Below are 16952 nucleotides of genomic sequence, written 5' to 3' on the forward strand. Positions count from 1 at the left end.
AGGCTGATCTGGAGTTTTATTAGCAAAAAAAATGTTAAGTTCGATGAAAAAAGTCTTTTGGGACTGGAATGTAATTATTAAAAAAAATATACTAATGTTGGTTTTATTTTTAAATTTAACAAATATTGTTACAAAATATGAAGGGCTGTCTGTTTACGCTGGATTATCTCATGGTTACGAGTAAATAAGAGATATCATATATTGAAATATTATGTTCGGCAGTTACTGAGAGTTAGGTGGGATTGATGGCACAAAATCCAAATGCAATGCAAGAGCCAAGCATGGATGAGCTTCTCGCATCTATTCGTGAGATCATCGAAGAAAATACGGGACCTTCACCGAATAGAAATCCAAATAGGCAAGATGTAAATGCGCATGAGCCAGCTATTCCAGTACAGCGTAACGCTGTTGGTGAAAGCCAAACGCGAGTAAATCCAAATCCAGCATCTCCTTCTACAATGCCACGTAACTTGCAAGGCGATGACCGTGCTTTAAGGCTTGATATTCAACAATATGGTGATGTCGGGAAGGTTAATTCTGAAGCGCCACCTGTACAAGACGCCATGAATGCATTGGCTGCACGTATTGGTTTGCGCCATAATGAGGAAGGAGATGGGGCAGCTAATGACGGAATTGCACGTGATGATAGGCCGCATCTTCCACCACCGCCGGCAGCTATGGTTGTTAAATCCGCCCCTAGCGAAGGAGCTCCGCAAGCACAAGTTTCAAATCCTGCGCTTACACAAGCTCGTACCATGAACACAAGCCATAATGCAGGTAATGTTAACAGTTCTCCAGCACATATTAATAATACGCAAAACGTTATTAATAAGCCTATAAGCGCAGTTCAGGCACGGCATCCCAATCCAGTAGATCAAACAGCACAATTTCAAGGGCAGCCAATGCAACAGCGTGCTGCTCCCATTCATGCACCAAATCAAGCTGCGCCTCAACCGCATTTAGCTCCACAAACGCAAGTCGATCCGGTGCGTCAACGTGAAATGCCGCAAGTAAGACCCCTACCACAACAAAGGGAGGCATCCCAACAAAATGAAAGTGCTGTACGTAATCAACAAATGCAGTTGAATGCTGCTGCGCAGCAAAATGGCAATCGTCAAATGCCCCCTCAGCCGCGTGTTGCAAATCCAAATACACGCCCTAATCAGGTTGCTCCGCAAAATAATGTTACGCATAATGTAGGTGCTGAAAGACGTGCGCCGATTCAGCAACCCAATTTTAATGCAGAACCACATATTGATGATAGGCGGGATTTGCGAGCAAGTTCGCAGCCATTGCCTCAAGAGGTGCATGCATCCAATGATCTAAATCCTAATCGTCGTCCTGTGTCGGCTAGTGTTAATCAGCCAAATATTGACGCTGTGCAAGATGAAAGGCAAATACTTGCGCAAGGACAATCCAGTAATTTAGCTGTACCTCAAGGCCAGTTAGATGTGCCTGATGCCCCCCATAACGTACCGTTTCCACGTTCTGCGCCATCAAAGCCTCATTTTTTAAGTCAAGCTTTGCGATCAGCATTTATGAGTATTCCTGCCAAGGATTCAGCTTTTCAAACGGCCTCATCTTTGCCGCAGGCGCCGCTTCGCCCACAAAGCGTATCGTCCAGAAGCACACAGCCAACGCGAGTTGAGCAGAAAGCTGCTGAAATGATAGAAGCAGAGGTAAAGCGTGAAATGGATAATATTGATAGGGCATTGGAAGCTGATTTTGAAAAATCAGCTGAAAACTTGTTACGGCCCTATATTGCTAAATGGCTTGATGAGCACTTTAGTGAACTTTTTGAAAAAGTTTTGCGCGAAGAAATAAAGCGCGTTATCCAGGCACAGCTGCGTTAAGGCAATTAAATAAGATTACATATTTAGCCATGTATTTCGTTAATACATGGCTTTTTATTTGTATTGTAATAATTTTTATTGTGGTGCCACTAATGTGACCTGATATTTTAATATTAACCCTTGTTAGTTGCAAGACAGATATTTTTTCAGCAGATGAAATGTATAGATTTTATATTTGTCACAGCAAAAAAAACACTTGATTTTGTAATTTTTTTCTGTCAGCTATTTGAAATAGTATCCATATTATTAATTAGGAAAATGTCCTATTCTCCATTCATAATAATTTTTAGCCGCAACTATAAAAATCTCTTTTATGTGCTCGTTTTTAACTTTACAAGTTAAATTCGAAATAGCATCCCATAATTCAATGGCTAATTTTTTATCATCACCATTTAATTTAAAATATCTATTGTCTGAATTAATATTTAAAAAGGCATCAAGTAACTCATAATCATCATCGTTAATGCTTTTTAAATAATTAGGCGCATCAATGGTTTCATTACATAAATAGTTCAAAGGATTTTGGATGTACCATCCAATATACTTTTTATTTTTAATTATAAATCCAAAATCCTTAGTAAATAAAACAATATTTGCATTGGATAATCCATGAGTTTCATTGAAACAGATCAAATATCTTTTTTGTTTATTCAAATATCGGAATTTTACTCGTGGGAAACAATTTATTTTGCCGCACATACTAAGAAAACCATGGTTTATAATGCCAGGTGTTTTTACTTTTTTTATACGATCAGGTGCAATGGACCGAATAGATGCGAAGCTATTGTCTTCAGCAAAGCATATTGTGTCATAAAAATCATCTAATCCGTCAATTGTACATATGTATGGTCTTTTAGAAGAAATAAAATCAACAAACGCCCCTGTTTCATCTAAGAAAAATCTTAATTTAGCATGCGGAATAATTAAATTACTAGTTGTTGTAATTTTTATTCCGTCAACTATTTGAAACGTATCAATATTATTCATTTTTGGCCTTGTCGCTAATATTATTTGTAATCTGTATTAACGCAAAAATATAAAATTTTGAAATGATGCTTGCTTATTTTAGGAAGGCATAGATGCTAGAAAGATTAAAGAATAAATTATTTCAGCATATAAGGGGGGGTTGGGCAAGGGATGATTTTAAAGGGCGCCACTTTGATACAATCATCATTATTCTAGCTATCAACTGATATCTTAGCTACTGCTTAAGCCATCGGTTATTGAAGAGCTGTTATTAGGCGTGGCATCAAGGTTGATCATAGCACATACAACCGTTCGATTTTTATTGTCTTTTAACCGACTTAACTTTGCTATAACGAGCACTATGGCCAATGCAAAACCATAAAGTGCTTAAGCGCATCTACTGAGGCCAGTATGGATCATCTACAGAGCGAGTAGACCTTAAAGTGGTAAATCCATCCATTGTGAGTTGATCGAAGCCTGCGCGCTTTCTGACCGGTAAGATGTAGATTTGGCAGGGCATTTTTAGCGTGCACTATTTATATATATTGGCGCAGTCAAAGGAGGCTTGGATATAAGTTTTTTCATAATGTCTAAAGCTATGGTTACTGAAAGTTTCAAGCGGCAAAGAGAACGTTTGTCTTATGATAATCATCAATGGCTATGAATATTTCTACATCTCTCATTATTATTTACAAAATAGGCTGATAAGAAAGGCTTGCTACAGAAAATATAGACAAGCTAAGCCGCTATAAGAATTAGCATTCTTAGCCCAAATAGTTCTACAACTTGGCCAATTGTTTTATAAAAACAGATTATTTTAATAAGTAATGAGGAGGATTTAATCAAATGGTGGGCGTGACAGGGATTGAACCTGTGACCCCTACAATGTCAATGTAGTGCTCTCCCGCTGAGCTACACGCCCATTTGATGTCGCGTCATAGACCATATTAGTGTCTTGCAGTCAATGGTATTTTTAGCAAAATTAGTTTATTTTTTAAATATTTTGTAATTGTGGATAAAGTTGCCCAGTGTTTAGATTATTAGTGTTTAGGTTCTTGGGGCTGAGGTTCTAGGCTTCTGTTTTTTAGGAAATTGCGCAAGAGTAATATCGGGGTGGGACAATGTATATAAAAAAGAACGGCAAATATTCATTCGCATTCTTTTTAGATTATGATGATGTATTTGATGTTTATAATGGCTTTGCCAAAATGGATAATTTTGAAATTGTTGGTTTGATAAATATTAAAAATAAACAGCAAACCAAAAATATTTGCTTTTTCTATGAAGAAGGCGAGGGGGATTTTCGTTGTGAAAACCAAGATAATCAACTTGCCATTATTTATAGCGATATTGAGGCTGAGAATTACCTAGGGTTCATTGATAATATAAAACAGCATGAAGATGGATTATTTTTGGCTTTGAGTTCAACTCTATTGTTTATAAGGGAAAACAATATTCGTGTAGTATGCATCCTAAAGTTATTTTATTATGAGAAAATGCTATTTAAATGTTTAGAACGCATAAAAAGCCATGCAAGGTTTTGCATAGCTAAATATTTTACATATTTAATATCCTAAAATGGCTATTTTTACGCCGCGATTAGCATTTTTTGCACTTCGCTTACCAATTCACGCAAGTGAAAGGGTTTGGACAAAATACGCGCATCACTTGGTGCTTGCGAATCTGCATTAAGCGCGACTGCGGCAAAGCCAGTAATAAACATTACTTTAAGATCTGGATCAATCTCTGTTGCACGGCGTGCAAGTTCAATACCATCCATTTCAGGCATGACAATATCGGTTAAAAGTAGCTCAAACGGCTCTTCCTGTAAACGCTCATAAGCGCTAACACCATTATCAAAATCGGTTACTTCATAACCTGCCCGTTCTAGCGCTTTGGCTAAAAAGCGGCGCATATCATTATCGTCTTCAGCAAGAAGAATACGTTTCATCGACCTATCCAAATTTTAATTAAAGCCGTTATTTAAGGTGTGACCCTATTTGAGAATCGATAATAGCAAGTCTTGGTAAAAAGGAAATAAAGAGATTTAATCCTCTTCATTCTTGGTTAATACCAACAGGCTGTTATCTTAACCAGGCGTGTCTTGCTTGCTTTTTTAGCAGCATTCTAATAAGGGCAAGATTTGTCATGGTTGGATAAATATCGGCTTATTTTTCCTTGTAAATCTTATAAGCCTATCATAACATTATATCCATTAATTTTTAAATAAACAAAAAAATAGCTGTTGAAAAATCCTTTTTATTTCAATCTATTGGTTTTATTTGTTAAAGTAATTTTATTAAAGCTGCGGTTAGGATCAATAGATTTTGGAGAGAGTAACGTGTGATTGATTTGCTCCTTCAAGCTTGATGATAAAAGATATTGCTTGGGCAGTGCCTGATGTCATTGCATATAAATATTGAAAATTATACTGTTAATTAATAGCGCTTAATCTCGTAGTTTAAATTGGGTAATGTGGGATAGCAGATAAATGGCTGCAAATATTGATTTTGGTGGGCAACTTCCCTTTCGGATTATGCGTCCGCATAACCAAACTGTTCCATTTTTTTTCAATTCACCTCATTCGGGGCGGCAATATCCCGCGTCATTTTTGCAAATGAGCCGTCTTAATGATTTTGATATCCGGTTATCTGAAGATCGTTATGTTGATTTAATTTTTGGTTCTGTGCCGCAGTTTGGTGCGCCGCTCATGCTGGCTGATTTTCCGCGTGCCTATCTTGATGTGAATAGAGAACCTTTTGAGCTTGATCATCAAATGTTTGAAGAAGCATTACCAAATTTTGTACCAAAACCTTCTCCGCGTGTTTTAGCCGGGCTTGGTAGTGTTCCTAAAATTGTAGCTCAGGGTAAAAATATCTATGCTGGACGTATTTCAGCCAAAGCTGCTTTAAATCGTATTGAGCATATTTATCAGCCCTATCACACTTGTCTTGATTTTGAATTGCAACAGATAAAAGCGCAATTTGGCTATGCAGTTTTGATAGATTGCCATTCCATGCCTGGGCAATTGAAATTTTTTCAAGGAACACGCCAACCCGATTTTGTTCTTGGTGATGTTTATGGCCGTTCCTGCGCTTCACAGCTTAGTCGCCTTGCAGCGCAGCTATTAAGCGAAATGGGCTATTACGTCCAATGTAATCAGCCTTATGCTGGAGGCTTTATAACCATGAATTATGGGCGGCCTTTGCATATGTTCCACGCTTTACAAATTGAAATCAATCGCGATCTTTATCTTGATCCAGAGACTTTGGAGCCTGATAGTGGTTTTGATGCTTTAAAGAAAAATATGTCATTTTTTGTAGAGCAATTGGTACAATTGTCACACAGTGCTTTTATCTTGCAGCAAGATGCAGCAGAATAGTATTTTTTCTTTTTAATTTTAGGCTAGTTAATTAAAAAATATTTTGAATAATGGATGGCTATAAAATAAAAGGACCGCATACTTAAAAAGTATGCGGCCAAGTTTATCTAGGTAGCAATGAAACATTGCTTAACCAAGAATTAAAATAATTTGGCCGTAAGGTCAATGCAATTTGACCAAAAAAATGACATAAAATACTAATCGATTAAAAAATATTCTATTTTTATGTAAATAAGGCGTGTAAGGGGACTAATTATGTCGGCATTTTATGATGAAACATTTTTCTGTAAGTTAAATGAGATAGCTGCGAGTCAGTCCTTACCGCTTTTTCGACAAGCCTTGACTGTAAATAATAAAGAAGTTGATGGTTTTGATCCAGTCACAATGGCAGATCAGCAGACTGAAGCCGCATTGCGAGCATTTTTACAACAAAATAGACCACAAGACGGTATTTTGGGTGAAGAGGGTGGCATTGAAGGTGGAGAGCGTGAATTTGTTTGGGTGATTGATCCAATTGATGGCACCAGGGCTTTTATTTCAGGTTTGCCGGTTTGGGGTACGCTTGTTGGATTATTGCATAAGGGGGATGCTATCGCTGGCATGATGGCCCAACCATTCACGGGTGAGTTGTTCTTTGCCAATGATGAGGGAAGTTTTTTACGTCATAATGGCTCAACCCAGATGATAAAATGTCGTGATACTACTCATATTAAAGATGCAACGCTTTTTTCAACCGCGCCGCAATTATTGAAAGGTAAGGAGGGGGAGTCTTTTGCATGTTTAGAGGAAAAGGCTCAATTGACCCGGTTTGGTACCGATTGTTATGCTTTTGCGATGTTAGCTGCTGGCTTTGTTGACCTTGTGGTAGAGGTTGGATTAAAACCTTATGATATTGTTGCGCTTATTCCGATTATTGAAAAGGCTGGTGGCGTGATTAGTCGTTGGGATGGCGGAAGGGCAGAGGAAGCAGGTAACATAGTTGCGGCGGCCACGCCCCAATTGCATGAAAAAGCAATGGAAATTTTAGCCAAAGCCATTTAAGTTTGGAAATGGTTTGCTCACCAATATAGCTTATTGTGCCGTAATTTTTAGCATTGTGTCACCACTATCAATCGAATTGGTAGCGGCAATGCTATTGTACGATTTATTCTTTTGCTTAAAATTGGGCATAAAGGATGAACCTGGTATAAAGGCTGAAAATCCTTGCCAGAATTGCCTTGTAAACTTTTCTTCACTTGCCAAAATATCATGGGGCGCGCCGCGCAAATCAATCAATTGTGCCATTCGTAATCTAGAAACAAATTCGCGGTTTTTGGGCGAACTGCTAAAATTATCTTGATTAGGCTGATAGACGAGAGTTGGAATGGTCATATTGTCGATATAATGGCTTGAACCAATATAGCCTATGGCATCAAGCATAGTAGAATACCAGCCAAGGCTTGGGTACGCGCGTTTATTGTTATGTATAATAGCAGTACTATCTTCGCTATCTGGAGCTTCTGGTAGTTCTTTGGTTAATAATAAAGGTCGTGTTGTTCTAATACGCCCCAATCCGCTATCGCTTAATATGCGGCAAAATTTATGAAAAAAACCATTATTGCTGTGATTGCTAGGTGTTAATGGTGGAGAAACAAGAATTTGTCGTCTGATTTTGCCGGCAAATAAATCATGAGCCGTAAGCGCAATGATTGCTCCCATATCATCACCTAGAATATAGTAGGGGGCCGGTAAGCTTTCTAAAATAATTCTGGTAAATAATATATCAAGGTCGTCAATAAATCTGCGATAATCCTTGACATGACCGCCCCATTTGTCGCCGCGCAATTTATCTGATTTTCCTTGGCCGATAAAATCAGGGCAGATAGTAAAAAAGCCACGCACTGCCAATTTGTGAATAGATGATTGATAGTCTTCAACCTGTTTGCCATAGCCCTGCAAAAGCAAGATCGTTCCATTTGGTACGCTGCTTTGTGGCTTGGAAATGATATAACGCATTGATAGGTTTTTGCGCACCATTATGTAGTCTGTTTTACTATCAATTGCCGATATTGTTTCAATCATTATCAATCACATTGCTTAAGGTTTTAATAAGTAACCAAGGCGGTTATGGCATTAAAATTTTTCATTAATAGACTAAACTGCTTTGGCTATTAAATGGTTAAAATAATTTTATTTATAAATCTTGAAAACCAGTATTTCTCTACCCACATGGTAAATGTGACCGCCACTATTGGGGTTACGTGCAAATAAAAATCGCCCATTGTGGGATTTTAGTCTTGCAAATTCATGTTGCTCTAAAGGAGGGCATAATTATGCGTCAAGTAGATTTTACACCATTATATCGGTCAACTGTTGGTTTTGATCGTTTATTTAATATGTTTGATACACTTTCTCAGCCAGAAGGTGCACAAAGCTATCCGCCTTATAATATTGAACGTTTAGGCGAAAGTTCCTATCGTATTTCGATGGCGGTGGCTGGCTTTTCGGTAGATGAATTAGAAATTGAAGCCCATCGAAATCAATTGACTATAAAAGCTAATAAATCATCTCAACAAAATGATGATAATCAAAGCGAATTTCTCTATCGTGGCATAGCTACACGGGCTTTTGAGCGCCGCTTCCAGCTTGCCGATCATGTAGAAGTAGTCGGTGCAGAATTAAAGAACGGCCTATTGCATATTGAGCTAAAGCGCGAAGTGCCTGAAGAAATGAAGCCACGCCGCATCAACGTCAATGTTGCAAACAATAATGCCACTAGTGTTGAAACATCATCAAAAGTGATTGAAGTTGAAGCGGCTGAATAATATTAGCTTCCATTAAAGTTGGTTTACTATAGCAAAATAATGAAAAGGTTGCAGATGTTTGTCTGCAACCTTTTTTAACTTGATGATAAATATCACGCTGCATATAAAAAGCAGACTTATTTTATTCTAGAGCGTTTTCCGAAAAGTGTGAAGCGGTTTTCAAGCAAAAAACGCGGTGTAAACAATGGATTAGAGCGCCGATCTGATTCAATCAGATCGGTGCTCTAAGTCTGCTTCTAGAGTTTTTACTTGCTGAATTATTCTACTGTTACAGCCTTTGCAAGGTTGCGTGGCTGGTCAACATCAGTGCCCAATAATAAGGCGGTATGATATGCAATGAGCTGGATTGGTACTGCATAGACCAGTGGTGCAATTAAATCTGGTACTTCAGGCATAACCAAAGTTGCTAAAGTTTTCATATTGGCGGCTTCTTTACCCTTTTCATCGGTTATGAGAATAATCCGCCCACCACGTGCTGCAACTTCCTGCATGTTGGAAACCGTCTTTTCAAACCAGCGATCATAAGGCGCAACAACGATTACCGGCATGGTTTCATCAATTAAGGCGATAGGCCCATGTTTTAATTCACCTGCAGCATAACCTTCAGCATGAATATAAGATAATTCTTTGAGCTTTAATGCGCCTTCTAAGGCGATAGGATATGATGTGCCGCGGCCAAGATAAAGCACGTGCTTAACGCTCATCAATTCAGTGCAAATAGACTCAACTGATTTTTCAAGCTTCAAAGCTTGATTGATAAAGCGCGGTGCTTCCGCCAATATTTTTACTAACTTTTCTTCTTTTTTTGCATCAATGAAACCGCGCGCAACGCCAGCATTAATCGCTAATGCAGCAAGGGCTGCCAATTGACACGTAAAGGCTTTAGTCGATGCAACACCAATTTCTGCGCCGGCAAGGGTTGGAAAAACTCTATCTGCTTCACGTGCCATAGTTGAATGGGCAACATTTACCACTGCGCCCGTTGCTATATTTTGCTGCCGGCAATAACGAAGGCAAGCCAGAGTATCCGCCGTTTCCCCCGATTGAGAAACAAAAAGCGCCAAAGTATTTGGATCAAGCGGCGGTTCGCGATAGCGAAATTCTGATGCAATATCGTTGTCTATTGGAAGACGCGCCAGATTTTCAAACCAATATTTAGCAACAAGGGTTGAATAAAATGCGGTGCCGCAGCTTGCGAAAGATAAGCGGCTAATTTTTTTCCAGTCAATACCTTCAAGCGCGCGTATTTTGCCTTTTGCTAGGTCAAGATAATTGGCAAGCGTATGGGAAATGACCTCTGGTTGCTCGAACATTTCTTTGCGCATGAAATGGCGATGATTGCCTTTGGAGACAAGGAATGAAGCTCCTGTCGCACGGGTTTCTGTGCGTTCTACCTCATTGCCTTCGCCATCATAAATCTTAACACTATCATGGGTAAGAACAGCCCAATCGCCATCCTCCAAATAGCTAATGCGATCGGTAAATGGCGCAAGGGCGATAGCATCTGAGCCAACATACATCTCGCCATCGCCATAGCCAATGGCAAGAGGGGGGCCTTGGCGTGCTGCAATCATTAAATTGTCTTCACCTTTAAAAATGAAGGCAAGTGCAAATGCACCGCTAAGGCGCTTTAATGCCTTTTCAACTGCATCTTTGGGAGTGTTGCCGGCAATAAGTAATTGTTCTACAAGATAGGCGACAGTTTCAGTATCGGTTTCAGTTTTAAATTCATACCCTTTTGCTGAGAGTTCTGCCTTTAATTCCGAAAAATTTTCAATAATGCCATTATGCACAACGGCAACTTGTTCTGTCATATGCGGATGAGCATTTTTTTCAACTGGCATGCCATGGGTAGCCCATCTTGTATGGCCAATGCCTGTAGTGCCAGCAAGCGGATGCGATTTTGACTTTTCTTCAAGATTGACGAGCTTACCTTCGGCGCGCATGCGTTTCAAAATGCCGTTTTCAAGGGTTGCAACGCCAGCCGAGTCATATCCCCGGTATTCAAGCCGCTTTAAACCATCAATTAATAATGGTGCAACTGGTCTTGTTCCAAGAATACCAATAATGCCGCACATAAATAGCTCCGTTAATTTAAAAATCTGTTCTATATGTATTAGAACAATTGTCCAATACAATAGTTAATAAGCCAAGAACAATCATTTAAAAATGTGATTTCAATTTTTGTGGTGACTGAACTTGGCTTTAATCATGCAAAATTCGTTGCAATCATGCAAATGGTACTGCTGTTGTGCCGGGGGGAAGTTTTGCTTCCTCCTCTGGCTCGACATGGATGACAACTTTGCTGTTTTGAATTTCAAGATGTAAAGCATCTTCAATACGATCACAAATTTTGTGAGATTCTCCAACCGTCATAGCCGCAGGTACAACCAAATGAAACTCGATAAATGTCAATTGGCCAGCAAGGCGGGTGCGTAAATCATGGGCTTCAATTGCACCATCGGCATTTGCAGATACAATGTCGCGTATGCGCATGGTTTCTTCGAGTTCCACACCAACATCCATCAATCCTTGTACCGAATTATTGATAACTTTCCAACCTTGCCAAAGAATATTTATTGCAACGATAATGGCCAATAATGGATCAAGAATATGCCAACCTGTAATAATAGCTGCAAAAAGACCAATTAAAACACCAACAGAGGTATAAACATCGGTCATTAAATGGTGTCCATCAGCAAGAAGTGCGGGTGAGCGTAGACGATTGCCAACCCGTATCAATAATACCGCCCACACGCAATTAATAACACTGGCAACAAAATTAACAGCAAGACCCAAGGTTGGAGTTTCAATGGCAGGTGGTTCTCTGAGTGCCCCCCAAGCCTCGTTGATAATCAATAATGCGGCAATAATAATTAAAACACCTTCAAGCACTGCAGAAAAATATTCGGCCTTATGGTGCCCAAATGGATGATTATGATCTGCTGGTTTGTGGCTGATGCGGATAGCAAACCAAGCGACGAGAGCTGCAATAACATTAACGATTGATTCAATGGCATCAGAATAGAGCGCGACGGAGCCAGTTACATAATAAGCAAGATATTTAAGCCCTAATACAGCAAGAGATACAGGGATGGACATGATAGCCATCCGATTAATAAGTTTCATATTGCCAGCCATTTGAATTGCATCCTGCTTTTAATTAAGATCTGTTCAACCCAATATCACCCGTTTATTACCAAATTTAGAATGGTATCTAACCACTCTTTGATTGTTCAAAACTTGGGTCATATCAATAAAAGCTATTTTACATAAGACAATGTAAAATAGCTTTGATTTAAGTGTTTTCTATTATTTTAGCTAAAATTTTAGTTAGCTATATGTTCATATTTCTCTAAAGAATTTTGCGTTTTTTAGGAAGTTGGGCAATGACGTTTTCAATCATTCGTAAACCTGCGTCCCCCCCTAAAGACATAATCGATTCAGGGTGAAATTGTACTGCAGCGATTGGTTCGCTTTTGTGCTCAATTCCCATGATAATCCCATCATTTGTTTCTGCTGTGATTATAAAGTCGGTTGGTAATGTGGCTTTATCCGCATAAAGCGAATGATAGCGACCTATGGTAATTTCTTCCGGTAGGCCAGCAAAAACAGTTCCTGCCTCAAGAATTTTAATGCGCGATGGTTTACCATGAACAGGTATGGGTAATTGCTTCAAACTGCCGCCATAGGCTTCAGTAATCGCTTGTAGCCCAAGGCAAACACCAAAAATTGGCAAATTACGGTTGCGTGCGCGGCGAATTGTTGCAGCGCAATCGAAATCTTTTGGATTGCCAGGGCCAGGTGATAAAACCACAAGATCAGGAGATAGTTGTTCAAGCATTTCACTGCTAATTGGGCTACGCAATGTTGTAACATGCGCACCCGTTTGGCGAAAATAATTAGCAAGCGTATGCACAAATGAATCTTCGTGATCGACAAGTAAAACCGAAACACCTTCACCAATTTTTTGGGCGCGATGGGCAACATTATCATTATGGCTTTGGGTTGCGCCGCGAATAGCTGCTATCATTGCCGAAGCTTTAAGCTCTGTTTCTGCTTCTTCTTCTTCAGGATTTGAATCAAAAAGCAAAGTTGCACCGGCGCGAACTGCGGCAATTCCATCTTTAATCCGCACTGTGCGCAGGGTAAGGCCAGTATTCATGTTACCATTAAAATGCACCATGCCAATGGCGCCGCCATACCAAACACGCGAACTCATTTCGTGTTCTTCAATAAAACGCATCGCCCATAATTTAGGCGCGCCTGTTACTGTTACTGCCCATGCATGAGAAAGAAAAGCGTCAAAGGCATCCATATCATCGCGCAAACGCCCTTCAATATGGTCAACCGTATGGATAAGGCGTGAATACATCTCAATCTGACGGCGGCCAATAACCCGAACGGAACCAGGCTCGCAAACGCGACTTTTATCATTGCGATCCACATCAGAACACATGGTAAGCTCTGACTCATCTTTTTTAGAATTGAGTAGTTTTAATATTTGTTCTGAATCGGCAATTGCATCTTCACCACGCTTGATAGTGCCTGAAATAGGGCATGTTTCAACGCGGCGGGCATTCACCCGCACAAACATTTCAGGCGAAGCGCCAACAAGATATTCTTGCTCGCCCAAATTGATAAAGAATGAATAGGGGGAGGGATTGGTCTTTTTTAAGCGCCGTGAAATTGCAGATGGCGAGTCCTTGCAAGGCTCATAAAACGTTTGTCCTGGCACAACTTCAAATAAATCACCACAGGCAAAGCTTTTCTTTGCTTCACGCACAAGATCGGCATAAGCGCCGCGATTATGATCGCTGCGCGGTGGAATAGCGGTGGAAACTTTAAAATCTTGGCCTTGGCTATCATTTTCAACGCCAACAGTAGATAGGGAAGCTACTGAAAAATCATAGCGATCAATCCATGCTTTTGCGGCATGGTGATCAACGATTAAAATGCTGTCAGGCAAATAAAGCACAAGATCGCGCTGATCTTTCTCACGCTCTATCTTGAAATCGATAGCCTCGAATTGAAATGCAAGGTCATAACCAAATGCACCAAATAAGCCCAAATTTTCATCAGCATCAGAATGAAAAATTTTTACAATCTCACGCAAAACCGTAAATACCGAAGGTTGTCTCGACCGTTCTTCTTCCGTATAGCGTCGTGTTGGTTGTTTTATATATAGGCTTAGTTTTTCCGCACTAATTGATGTGATTTCAATATCGCTTAGTGCTTCAATATTTGGCCTGATCATTGCTAAGATAATGACACCGCGACTATTGAGTGCTGCAATCGACAAATTTCTTCCTGATGATGTGACGCTTAATGGCGGATCAATAATGCCCGTATCCCAGCGGGTATAACGTCCTGGATATTCATAGTTTGAGGAAAATAAAGCACCAAGACGGCTATCAAGTGCATCAACCATTTTATCGGTTGCACCTTCATAGGCGATAAAATCACGATGACGCATAATATCGATGCCACCATCTGTGGTATATTTAAAAGATGTATTTTCCAAAATTAATCCGTCCTTCATCATTGGACATTCTCCCGTTGTGTCACAAGAATAGACCAAACGGAAAATTAAAAAGGCCGCTCGGTTATCCGTTGCGGCCTCGCACCTAAAAAATGCACATGCAAAAAACGACCGCTATAAGCAGGTCCACCACCAAATATTAAAAATGCGTGTTTGTTTTTGACATGTTTTCATGGAAATCTATTTAACCGCAAAATTAAAATTATGCAATGAGATTTTCATTTAATCTGTAGCGTCACTTATTTTGCGATATTTAGTGGTTTAGATTACAAATTTCGTTTTCTTTTATAGTAAAATAAAAAAACGCTGCAGGGGGTGCAGCGTTATAATTTTTAAAAAATTTAAGTTATTCAAATAGTGTCTCGCCTCATATTGTTATTATCAAGGCGAGCTAAAATGAGGTCATTTGAAAAATTGCCTAAGGCACATTGCAGAAATGATCTCGGCCATCATAACCACGGAAAGTACCTGTTTGTGAGTTAAATGTACGGTATTTTCGTGAACAATAATCATACCAGCCGGGCGTCCATGGATCTAATCCTCGATAAACAGGCTGTGGCTGATAAATAGGGCGCGGCTGTTGATAAACGGGCTGGGGCTGCGCTGGATAATAAGCTGGCGGCGGTGGTGGTGCTTGATAAACCACATTTGGTCGCGCTGGTTGCGATAAAGCTCCGCCGATAATTGCGCCAGCAGCCAAACCGATAACACCTGCGGCAATGGCATCGCTATGGTCACGGCGCTTAGAGTGATGGCGATAAGGCGGAGGAGGCGGCGGCGGTGCATAATAGCCATCACCACCGTAGTAAGGGCCAGGACCAGGTCCATAAGGACCACGAGCAAAGGCTTGCGACATTGGGGCTGAAGCGGACGCGATAGCTGCGAAGGATAAAATAGACATTTTTAAAAATTTATTCATAATACACTCCATCATCTGGAATCATTGACCTTAATAATGAGGTCATTTCCAGTTTTAATTGGTTTGGAGTTTATGACTCTAACCAAGGTTTGTCTGGAAACGCTTTCATGTTCGATTATTGATGATGGCATCTGAATGGATTATGAACAATTTACTAACAATGTTGGAGGATAATCGATAAATGTATTTTTCTTTGTAGAAATTAGTTTAATTGATTGTATTTTATGGTTATTTTTTTGTAAATTTTAGGTTTTGTGCAAAGTGTCACATAATGTTTCAATGCTAAATATTTAAGTGCTAAAAACAAAATTGTTTGGTTTCTAAGTATGCAGTGCTGAGCTTTATCTATCGCGAAAATGAAATAAACTATATATTAAGAATAATAAAAAACCCGGCAACCAAAAAGGAGACCGGGCCTTCATTCAATTATGGCTATAAAATTAACCGGTAACAGAAATATTTACTGCCTTAGGACCTTTGCCGCGACGATCAGGTTCAGTGTCATAGGACACTTTCTGTGCATCGTTCAAGCCGGGCAGACCTGAATCTTGAACCGCTGAAATATGAACAAAAATATCTGGACCGCCGTCATCTGGCTTAATAAATCCAAAACCTTTTTCATTATTAAAAAACTTAACTTCACCCGTCTGAGCCATAATTCTCAATTTCCTTTGTATAATATCTGGCTTTTATTAAAAAGCTTTATAACTAGACCGCCTGACTGCTGAAAAGTCAAGCAGCGTTCAAAGGCAGTTTTTGTAATATGGAAAGAGAAGCTATAACGGGTTTCCATAAAACCATGACAGATTAAGCGCTTTTGGCCTAAAATGCCTCATTACTATCTTTCTATGTCCGTAAATTGCCCCGAACAAAAAAGAGATTGCGATATTACAAAGCATTTGGCAAGTCTTTTCTGGTATTCATAGGATATTCATTTACCTAGTTTTATGTTGGTTCTAATCAAGGAGCGACTCATGCGTATAATTTCACTTGTTTCAATAGTTTTTGCAACCTTTGGGGTGTTATCAGCTTGTAATTCTTCTAAAGAAGAGAGCGATACCAGTGCTAAGCCTTGCCCATTAAATTATTTACCCGTTTGTGGTGAAAAAAATGGCGAGCAAAAGGACTTTTCTAACCGCTGTATGGCGGAGGCTGCCGAGTTTAAAATTATTAAAGAAGGCACCTGTAAGCCGCAAGATCAAGTTCCTGCGGATTCAACCCCAAAGCCTCTTGAAAATAGTAGCTCAGAACAGCGGCCTTTAAAATTTGCCTGTACCCGCGAATATAAACCCGTTTGCGGCGTGAAAGATGGCAAAGCAGAAACCTTTGGCAATCGTTGCATGGCTGAAGCACAAGATTTTGTGGTAAAGTCAAACGGTCCTTGCCCTGCAAACTAAGTTCATTATAAATTTTTTCAAATTGCCAACTTTTAAAAACTTATAATAATAGGCATGAATGGTTTCATTGATGCCTATTATTTTTTGGG

At 39.6% G+C, this 16952-nt stretch carries 14 protein-coding genes and 1 tRNA gene; 6 read left to right on the forward strand and 9 right to left on the reverse strand.

Annotated elements, in window-relative coordinates:
- Nucleotides 1-245 precede the first annotated feature (245 nt).
- On the forward strand, nucleotides 246-1853 hold the full coding sequence (locus H3299_RS04775) for a DUF2497 domain-containing protein (RefSeq protein ID WP_182419157.1): 1608 nt from the start codon (nucleotides 246-248) through the stop codon (nucleotides 1851-1853).
- A 246-nt stretch (nucleotides 1854-2099) separates the two neighbouring features.
- On the opposite strand, the gene H3299_RS04780 is transcribed toward H3299_RS04775, so the two are convergent.
- Together H3299_RS04780 and H3299_RS04785 are read right to left on the reverse strand one after the other, a co-directional pair.
- Nucleotides 2100-2840 (reverse strand): hypothetical protein, encoded by a 741-nt coding sequence (locus H3299_RS04780; RefSeq protein WP_182419158.1) that lies wholly within the window; start codon nucleotides 2838-2840, stop codon nucleotides 2100-2102.
- Nucleotides 2841-3666: 826 nt separating this feature from the next.
- A tRNA-Val gene (locus tag H3299_RS04785) sits at nucleotides 3667-3741 on the reverse strand.
- Nucleotides 3742-3940: 199 nt separating this feature from the next.
- On the opposite strand from H3299_RS04785, the gene H3299_RS04790 reads away from it, so the two are divergent.
- Complete coding sequence (locus H3299_RS04790) at nucleotides 3941-4396, forward strand: hypothetical protein (protein ID WP_182419159.1); 456 nt, start codon at nucleotides 3941-3943, stop codon at nucleotides 4394-4396.
- An 11-nt stretch (nucleotides 4397-4407) separates the two neighbouring features.
- Here the strand turns inward: H3299_RS04790 and cpdR are convergent, their stop codons facing one another.
- The gene (gene cpdR / locus H3299_RS04795; RefSeq protein ID WP_182419160.1) at nucleotides 4408-4770 is read right to left on the reverse strand and encodes a cell cycle two-component system response regulator CpdR; all 363 of its coding nucleotides are present in this window, start codon (nucleotides 4768-4770) and stop codon (nucleotides 4408-4410) included.
- A 540-nt stretch (nucleotides 4771-5310) separates the two neighbouring features.
- Between cpdR and H3299_RS04800 the strand changes: the two genes are divergently transcribed.
- A complete protein-coding gene (locus tag H3299_RS04800; RefSeq protein WP_246708146.1) occupies nucleotides 5311-6201 on the forward strand; it encodes an N-formylglutamate amidohydrolase in 891 nt (296 codons plus the stop codon).
- A gap of 255 nt (nucleotides 6202-6456) precedes the next feature.
- The gene (gene hisN, locus H3299_RS04805; protein ID WP_182419161.1) at nucleotides 6457-7242 is read left to right on the forward strand and encodes a histidinol-phosphatase; all 786 of its coding nucleotides are present in this window, start codon (nucleotides 6457-6459) and stop codon (nucleotides 7240-7242) included.
- A 30-nt stretch (nucleotides 7243-7272) separates the two neighbouring features.
- Here hisN and H3299_RS04810 read toward each other — a convergent pair whose 3' ends face one another.
- Entirely contained in the window at nucleotides 7273-8262 is a 990-nt protein-coding gene (locus H3299_RS04810) for an alpha/beta fold hydrolase (RefSeq protein WP_182419162.1), read from the reverse strand.
- A gap of 251 nt (nucleotides 8263-8513) precedes the next feature.
- On the opposite strand from H3299_RS04810, the gene H3299_RS04815 reads away from it, so the two are divergent.
- The gene (locus H3299_RS04815; protein WP_182419163.1) at nucleotides 8514-9005 is read left to right on the forward strand and encodes an Hsp20 family protein; all 492 of its coding nucleotides are present in this window, start codon (nucleotides 8514-8516) and stop codon (nucleotides 9003-9005) included.
- 257 nt (nucleotides 9006-9262) lie between these two features.
- Here H3299_RS04815 and glmS read toward each other — a convergent pair whose 3' ends face one another.
- From glmS to H3299_RS04840, 5 genes are all read right to left on the reverse strand, one after another.
- Nucleotides 9263-11083, reverse strand: coding sequence for a glutamine--fructose-6-phosphate transaminase (isomerizing) (gene glmS / locus H3299_RS04820; protein WP_182419164.1), 1821 nt, complete (start codon nucleotides 11081-11083; stop codon nucleotides 9263-9265).
- Between the two features lie 151 nt (nucleotides 11084-11234).
- Nucleotides 11235-12134 carry a cation diffusion facilitator family transporter gene (locus H3299_RS04825; RefSeq protein ID WP_371739801.1) on the reverse strand — a complete coding sequence of 300 codons (900 nt, stop codon included), beginning with the start codon at nucleotides 12132-12134 and terminating at the stop codon, nucleotides 11235-11237.
- A gap of 226 nt (nucleotides 12135-12360) precedes the next feature.
- The gene (locus H3299_RS04830) at nucleotides 12361-14547 is read right to left on the reverse strand and encodes an anthranilate synthase (RefSeq protein ID WP_182419650.1); all 2187 of its coding nucleotides are present in this window, start codon (nucleotides 14545-14547) and stop codon (nucleotides 12361-12363) included.
- A gap of 418 nt (nucleotides 14548-14965) precedes the next feature.
- A complete protein-coding gene (locus tag H3299_RS04835; RefSeq protein WP_182419166.1) occupies nucleotides 14966-15466 on the reverse strand; it encodes a BA14K family protein in 501 nt (166 codons plus the stop codon).
- 440 nt (nucleotides 15467-15906) lie between these two features.
- A complete protein-coding gene (locus tag H3299_RS04840) occupies nucleotides 15907-16122 on the reverse strand; it encodes a cold-shock protein (RefSeq protein ID WP_182419167.1) in 216 nt (71 codons plus the stop codon).
- A 318-nt stretch (nucleotides 16123-16440) separates the two neighbouring features.
- Here H3299_RS04840 and H3299_RS04845 point away from each other — a divergent pair, with 318 nt between their 5' ends.
- Nucleotides 16441-16863 carry a Kazal-type serine protease inhibitor domain-containing protein gene (locus H3299_RS04845; RefSeq protein WP_182419168.1) on the forward strand — a complete coding sequence of 141 codons (423 nt, stop codon included), beginning with the start codon at nucleotides 16441-16443 and terminating at the stop codon, nucleotides 16861-16863.
- Nucleotides 16864-16952 lie beyond the last annotated feature (89 nt).

Origin of the sequence: Bartonella sp. HY038 (assembly GCF_014117425.1) — a bacterium.
Taxonomy (GTDB): domain Bacteria; phylum Pseudomonadota; class Alphaproteobacteria; order Rhizobiales; family Rhizobiaceae; genus HY038.